At 62.1% G+C, this 5798-nt stretch carries 7 protein-coding genes; 2 read left to right on the top strand and 5 right to left on the bottom strand.

The features are described from left to right. Positions 1-161, bottom strand: a 161-nt coding sequence (locus tag C493_RS18900) for a cobalamin-dependent protein (protein WP_193787913.1), incomplete at its 3' end; no start/stop codon positions are given. Positions 162-323: 162 nt separating this feature from the next. Here C493_RS18900 and C493_RS18895 point away from each other — a divergent pair. Further along, positions 324-854 (top strand): GNAT family N-acetyltransferase, encoded by a 531-nt coding sequence (locus tag C493_RS18895; protein ID WP_007261096.1) that lies wholly within the window; start codon positions 324-326, stop codon positions 852-854. 18 nt (positions 855-872) lie between these two features. On the opposite strand, the gene C493_RS18890 is transcribed toward C493_RS18895, so the two are convergent. Then, positions 873-2573, bottom strand: coding sequence for an acyl-CoA mutase large subunit family protein (locus C493_RS18890; RefSeq protein WP_007261095.1), 1701 nt, complete (start codon positions 2571-2573; stop codon positions 873-875). Positions 2574-2703: 130 nt separating this feature from the next. Between C493_RS18890 and C493_RS18885 the strand changes: the two genes are divergently transcribed. After that, positions 2704-3138 (top strand): universal stress protein, encoded by a 435-nt coding sequence (locus C493_RS18885; protein WP_007261094.1) that lies wholly within the window; start codon positions 2704-2706, stop codon positions 3136-3138. 141 nt (positions 3139-3279) lie between these two features. Here C493_RS18885 and C493_RS23510 read toward each other — a convergent pair whose 3' ends face one another. The 3 genes from C493_RS23510 to C493_RS18870 all read right to left on the bottom strand — a co-directional run bounded on the left by C493_RS23510 (position 3280) and on the right by C493_RS18870 (position 5542). Further along, a complete protein-coding gene (locus C493_RS23510; RefSeq protein ID WP_162832296.1) occupies positions 3280-3444 on the bottom strand; it encodes a hypothetical protein in 165 nt (54 codons plus the stop codon). Between the two features lie 141 nt (positions 3445-3585). Further along, positions 3586-5250 carry a sodium:solute symporter family protein gene (locus C493_RS18875; protein ID WP_007261092.1) on the bottom strand — a complete coding sequence of 555 codons (1665 nt, stop codon included), beginning with the start codon at positions 5248-5250 and terminating at the stop codon, positions 3586-3588. Then, positions 5243-5542, bottom strand: a complete 300-nt coding sequence (locus tag C493_RS18870; protein ID WP_049889499.1) for a hypothetical protein — start codon at positions 5540-5542, stop codon at positions 5243-5245. The genes C493_RS18875 and C493_RS18870 overlap by 8 nt, the downstream gene beginning before the upstream one ends. Positions 5543-5798: the final 256 nt, after the last annotated feature.

Here is a 5798-nt window from a genome sequence, read left to right as displayed (position 1 = left end):
TGAACGATCTCCTCGGGCGCTTTGTGCAGCCCCGAGTAGATAACCTCGAAGCCGGCGTCGCGAAACGCCCGCGCGATGACGTGTGCCCCGCGGTCGTGACCGTCGAGACCGACTTTCGCTACCATACACCGGATACTCTGTTGCTCGCTCTCAGTACTCATATTTCCGCGTTTTACGTGAGTCCGTATGATTCTATCGGAAGGAAAAACGAGTTCGTCCGCAGTTTCGAAACGGCAACTCAGGTTGTGGTCCGAACGGACGGATGCGCCACACGTCGGCGATCCGGTGAAAAGGATTAATCCGCCTTAGGTAGACGATAGCATATGACAATTCGCGACGCAACCGTCGACGACCTCGGCGCGATCCAGACCGTTGCACAGGAATCGTGGACGCAGGACTATCCCGACATTCTGAGTCGGGAGTCGCTGGCCGAAGGGCTCGACGAGTGGTACTCCGACGAGCGAATCAGGGACTCGATCGTATGGGCGCGGGCGCTCATGCTGGTCGCCGAACGAGGCGACGAGATCGTCGGATTCGCACACGCCGCCTGGGGAACCGACGCGAACGAGGGGAACATCCTCCGGGTGTACGTCGCGCCCGACCACCGCGGTGACGGGATCGGTCGGCAACTGCTCGAGGAGACCTGCCGGTCCCTCTTCGAGGAGGACGTCGATCGGATCAAAGCGATGGTCCTCGACGCGAACGAACTCGGCACGTCGTTCTACAGCGACTTCGGCTTCGAGCAGACCGAAACCACGGAGATCTCGATCGGCGGAGAAACGCATCGAGAGCGCACGTACGTTCTCGAGCGCGAGTCAGACGAAACGAAAATCGGCGACGCCGGGTCTGCGTGATCGCCGGTCGGGGGGCGATCAGACCGGCGTGATGTTCTCCTGGTAGGCGCCGTGGTGGTCCTCGAACACCTGCATGATCTCGCCCATCGACGCGTAGGCCTTCACCGCGTCGATGATGTACGGCATCACGTTCTCGTCGTTCTCGATCGCGTCCGACAGCGCCTCGAGGGTCGCGTCGACGTCCTCGTCGTCGCGTTCGGCCTTGACCTCCTCGAGTCGCGAGAGCTGTCGTTCGCGGGTCGTCTCGTCGATCTCGAGGATGTCGGGCGCGGTGTCCTCCTCGATCGTGTACTCGTTGACGCCGACGACGACCTCCTCGCCGCGCTCGACGCGCTGTTGGTACTCGTAGCTCGCTTCGCCGATCTCGCTGTGGAAGTACCCCTGCTCGATACCCGTAAGGACGCCGTCGCGGACGGAGCCGTCGCCCATCTCCTTGATCTCCTCGAGGTAGGCCATGATCTCCGCTTCCAGCTCGTTCGTGAGCTTCTCGATGGCGAAGCTACCGCCCATCGGGTCGACGATGTCGGCCGCGCCCGACTCCTCGGCGATGATCTGCTGGGTCCGAAGCGCGACGCGGACGGCATCTTCGCTCGGCAGCGCAAGCGCCTCGTCGAAGCTGTTGGTGTGCAGCGACTGGGTGCCGCCGAAGACGGCGGCCAGCGCCTGGATGGTCACGCGGGCGATGTTGTTCAGCGGCTGCTGGGCGGTCAGCGACTGGCCCGCCGTCTGCGTGTGGAACTTCATCCGCTTCGACTCGGGCTTCTCGGCGTCGTACCACTCCTCCATCACGCGGGCGTAGACGCGACGGGACGCGCGAAACTTCGCGATCTCCTCGAAGATGGAGTTGTGACAGTTGAAGAAAAAGGAGAGCAGCGGCCCGAACTCGTCGACGTCGAGGCCGCGGTCGAGGGAGTCCTCGACGTAGGCGAAGCCGTCGGCGAGCGTGAACGCGGCCTCCTGGACGGCCGTCGAGCCGGCTTCGCGGATGTGATACCCCGAAATCGAGACGGGGTGGAACTTCGGCGTCTCATCGACGGCGAACTCGATCGTGTCGGTGACGATGTCGAGCGACGGGCGCGGCGGAATCACCCACTCCCGCTGGGCGATAAACTCCTTCAGCATGTCGTTTTGCAGCGTTCCTCGGACCTCCTCGCGCGGAACCCCCTGCTGGTCGGCCAGCGCGATGTACATCGCGTAGATGACCGCTGCGGAGGGGTTGATCGTGAACGACGTCGAGACCTCGCCGACGTCGATGCCGTCGAAGAGGATTTCCATGTCCCGCAGCGTGTCGACGGCGACGCCCTCCTTGCCGACCTCGCCCTCGCTCATCGGCGCGTCAGAGTCGAGACCCATCAACGACGGCATGTCGAACGCCGTCGACAGCCCGGTCTGTCCCTCGTCGATGAGGTAGTGAAACCGCTCGTTCGTCTCCTCGGCGGTGCCGAAGCCGGCGAACTGCCGCATCGTCCACGTCCGCCCGCGGTACATCGTCGGATACGGCCCGCGCGTGTACGGCGGCTCGCCGGGGAAGCCGAGATCCTCGTCGAAGTCGAGGTCTGCGATGTCTTCCGGCGTGTAGAGGCGGTCTACCTCGTGGTTCGAGATCGTCGCGAAGCGATCTTTTCGCTCGCCGTGGGCCTCGAGTGTCGGCTCGAGCGTGTTTGCTTCCCATTCGCCCTGTTGCTCGCGGATATCATCGAGCTCTTGCTCGTCGAACATTGGTGTGATTATCTCTCCCAATATTCTAAAGTCTTGTTATCGCCTCGGTTCACGTTCGTCGGCTCGGCGATCGGCCCGTGGTCGCGTCGAAGCCCCAAATCGTTAAGTGGGACTGCGTGGATTGTCACGCATGCACACAGTACTGCTGCCGATAGACGAGAGTAGCCGACGAGCGAAACGAGCCGCACGGACCGTCATCGACCTTCCGGGCGAGCCCGCCGAAAAGCGAGTCGTCCTGCTGAACGTCTCCCAGGAGACCAAGCAGCCGTGGTTGCGAGAGTTCGAGGCCCAGCGGGCGGAGGGACGAGACGAACCGGAACTCCCCGACAGTACGGGCGCGGCGTACGACCGCCTCACGGAGGCGGGCATCGACGTGGAGACGAGACTCGAGGAAGGAGACATCGCCGATCGCATCCTCGAGGTCGGACGAGAGATTGACGCCGACGGGATCGTCATCAGCGGCCGCAAGAAGAGCGCGACCGGGAAGTTGCTGTTCGGAAGCATCACCCAATCGGTGTTGCTCGAGGCGGATCGGCCGGTTACCGTGCTGATGGACGATACGTGAAACCGTCCGTGTAGTTGTTCTTGCTCGCAGGTACTCAGCCCGTACGAACGGAACCAGTCGTGCGACCAGAACTGGCCAGTCGGACGACAGGAACCAGCCAGTCGGACGAGCGGAACGATCGAACCGAAAAACAGTCGATCGTTACTCGTCTTTTCGATACTCGTAGAAACTGAACACGGCGAGGGCGATCCATCCGACCGCGATCACGCCGGTGATCTGGTTGTCGTTGGCGAGCGCGAGCGCGGCCGTTCCGAGGCCGATGACGAGCCAGATCACGGTTCCGATCGGGGTTCCAAACAGTTGCATGGCGAGATATTTTCGTTGTGGGTAGTTATACTGTCGGACAGCAGTCAGTGAGCAGTCGGTCGCGACGTCGCGGTCGGTTCCGACGGCGACGACCGCAGTCGCGCGACCGATCGTCAACGCGTGCTGTCCGGCAGTATTAGCTTACCAGGGTTGGATCCCCCACCAGAGGATCGGGAGCATCAACACCGCGAGGACGATCAGCGGCGCCGCGCTCGTGAATCGGTCGACGTCGTCGTCCGGGTAGCCGTGCATCTCGTTGATCAGGGACCGGTTGGACTCCGGATCGACGTCCAGCGCGTCGATGCGTTCCGCGATCAGCGAGACCACGATGAACGTGAGGATCGACAGTGGGAACGCGATCATGATCGCGTCGATTCCGAGGTCGGCGGTGAGGCCTTCGCCACCAGCGCCGATCCCGGAGAAGAGGTGCGGGGAGAGCACGACCACCGACGCGAAGCCGACGACGCTCGAGGCGATCGCCCCGTAGCGGTTGACGCGAGCGGACCAGACGCCGAGGACGATCGTCGGCGTGATCGCGGCCGCACTGATCGCGAACGCCCACAGAATGCTGACGACCAGGAACGCGGGCGGATTGAGCGCGATGAGCGCGACGATCAGTCCGGCGGCGATGACGGACGCGTAGCCGAACTGGGTCTTCCGGTCTTCGGTGATATCGATTTCGAACGCCTCGACGACGTCGTTGGCCACGGCGGCGCTAATCGCGAGCATGTGGCCGCTGACGGTCGAGAGACCGCCCGCGATCGCGCCGGCCACGACGTAGCCGGTGATCGTATCGCCGCTGAACGCGAAGTTGAGGTAGAAGATCATCTTGTCGAAGTCCGCCTCGGCGACCTCGTACCCCTCCTGTCCGAGCCAGTAGACGCCGGCGAACGCGACCGAGTACACCGTCGCGAACATCAGGCCCGTCACGGCGACGAACCAGAAGACGGTCTTCCGACCGGCCTCGACGTCGCGACTGGTGAAGATCCGCTGTGCGAGGTGGGGCATACCGATCGGCCCGAGCGCCATCGCGAGGAACATCGCGAAGTACCAGCGGGTGTCGTAGGTCATGTCGAAGAACCCGGGATTGGTCTCTTGCATCTCGGGAACGAGGTCGCCGTACCCGAGCGGCGGGAAGAACCAGCCCGACGATCCGAGCTGGTTCAGGATGAACATCATCGGAATGAACGCCGCGGTCAACATGACCCAGAACTGGAGCGCGGAGTTGTAGGAAACGCCCCACATCCCCGCGATGACGACGTAGCCCGTGACCAGGGCCGCGATCACGAACAGCGAGAGGGTGTAGTCCCAGCCGAACAAGATCTCGGCGATCTGTGCGAGGCCGATGAACTGCCCGAGCGCGTACATCAGCATGACGAACACGATAAGCAGCGCCATAACGACCGACATCGTGTTTCCGTACCGATCCTTACAGAACGTCGCCGGCGTGTACGAGCCGAGTCGACGCAGGGTCTGGCCGTAGAGGATGACGATCAACGGGATCGACAGCAGGAAGTTGGTCCACACGGCGAGGAACGGAATCTGGACCTGAACCATCAGCGCGATGACGCCCATGAACGTCGCCAGGCTCTCCCACGTGGCCGAGATAGCCGACCCGTTGACGAACGGGCCGATGGTCCGACCGGCGACCATGTAATCGTCGGTCCCCTGCACCCGGCTTTTCATGTAGTAGCTGATCGCGTAGTACGCGACGAACGTCGCCAGGATGATCAGGATCGGAATCGCCAGTTCCTGAAACGTTTCCTGAAACGGATACTCCCCGGCCTGTTGTAACGGGTTAGTCATCGGACTCACCCCGCTCGGCGCCCGCTTTTGCAGCCGTCGGCTCGCCGGCCGTTGCTTTCAGTTCCGCCTTTTCTTCCATGATCGACGTCGTGACGTACTGGTAGTACGCCCAGTACAGGACGAACATTACCGCCGGTCCACCGGCCACCAGCCAGAAGTAGTGGAACGGAAACCCCAGGACCGTCAGGTCTGGCGTCCCGAACGTGGTGAACCAGATTCCGGCGTTGATCACACCGATGAGTGCGAGTGCAGCACACACCGATGCCAGTGCTTCTTTGGTATGGGTCTGCATACACTACCCTCCGTCATAATGCAAGTATTAAATTCTTATGGATGGGTAGTCCTATTACGCATCAATACTGATAAAATACGGACGGAACGCGGATGCCCGACGGAGTATTTCTGCCGTCGAATTCGAAACTACTGCCGTCGACTGTAACCGAGTGTGCGTTCGTCGGAAAACGGGTCCGACGGTCCCCGTGGGAGGTTCGAATCGTTTTACGGATACTGGTGATCGCCGACGTAGATAATCAGCGCTCGAATTCAGA

This window comes from Natronolimnohabitans innermongolicus JCM 12255 (genome assembly GCF_000337215.1).
In the GTDB taxonomy this organism is placed as follows: Archaea; Halobacteriota; Halobacteria; order Halobacteriales; family Natrialbaceae; genus Natronolimnohabitans; species Natronolimnohabitans innermongolicus.
Note: the sequence above shows the minus strand (reverse complement) of the source record. Positions and strands in the feature narration are given on the sequence as shown.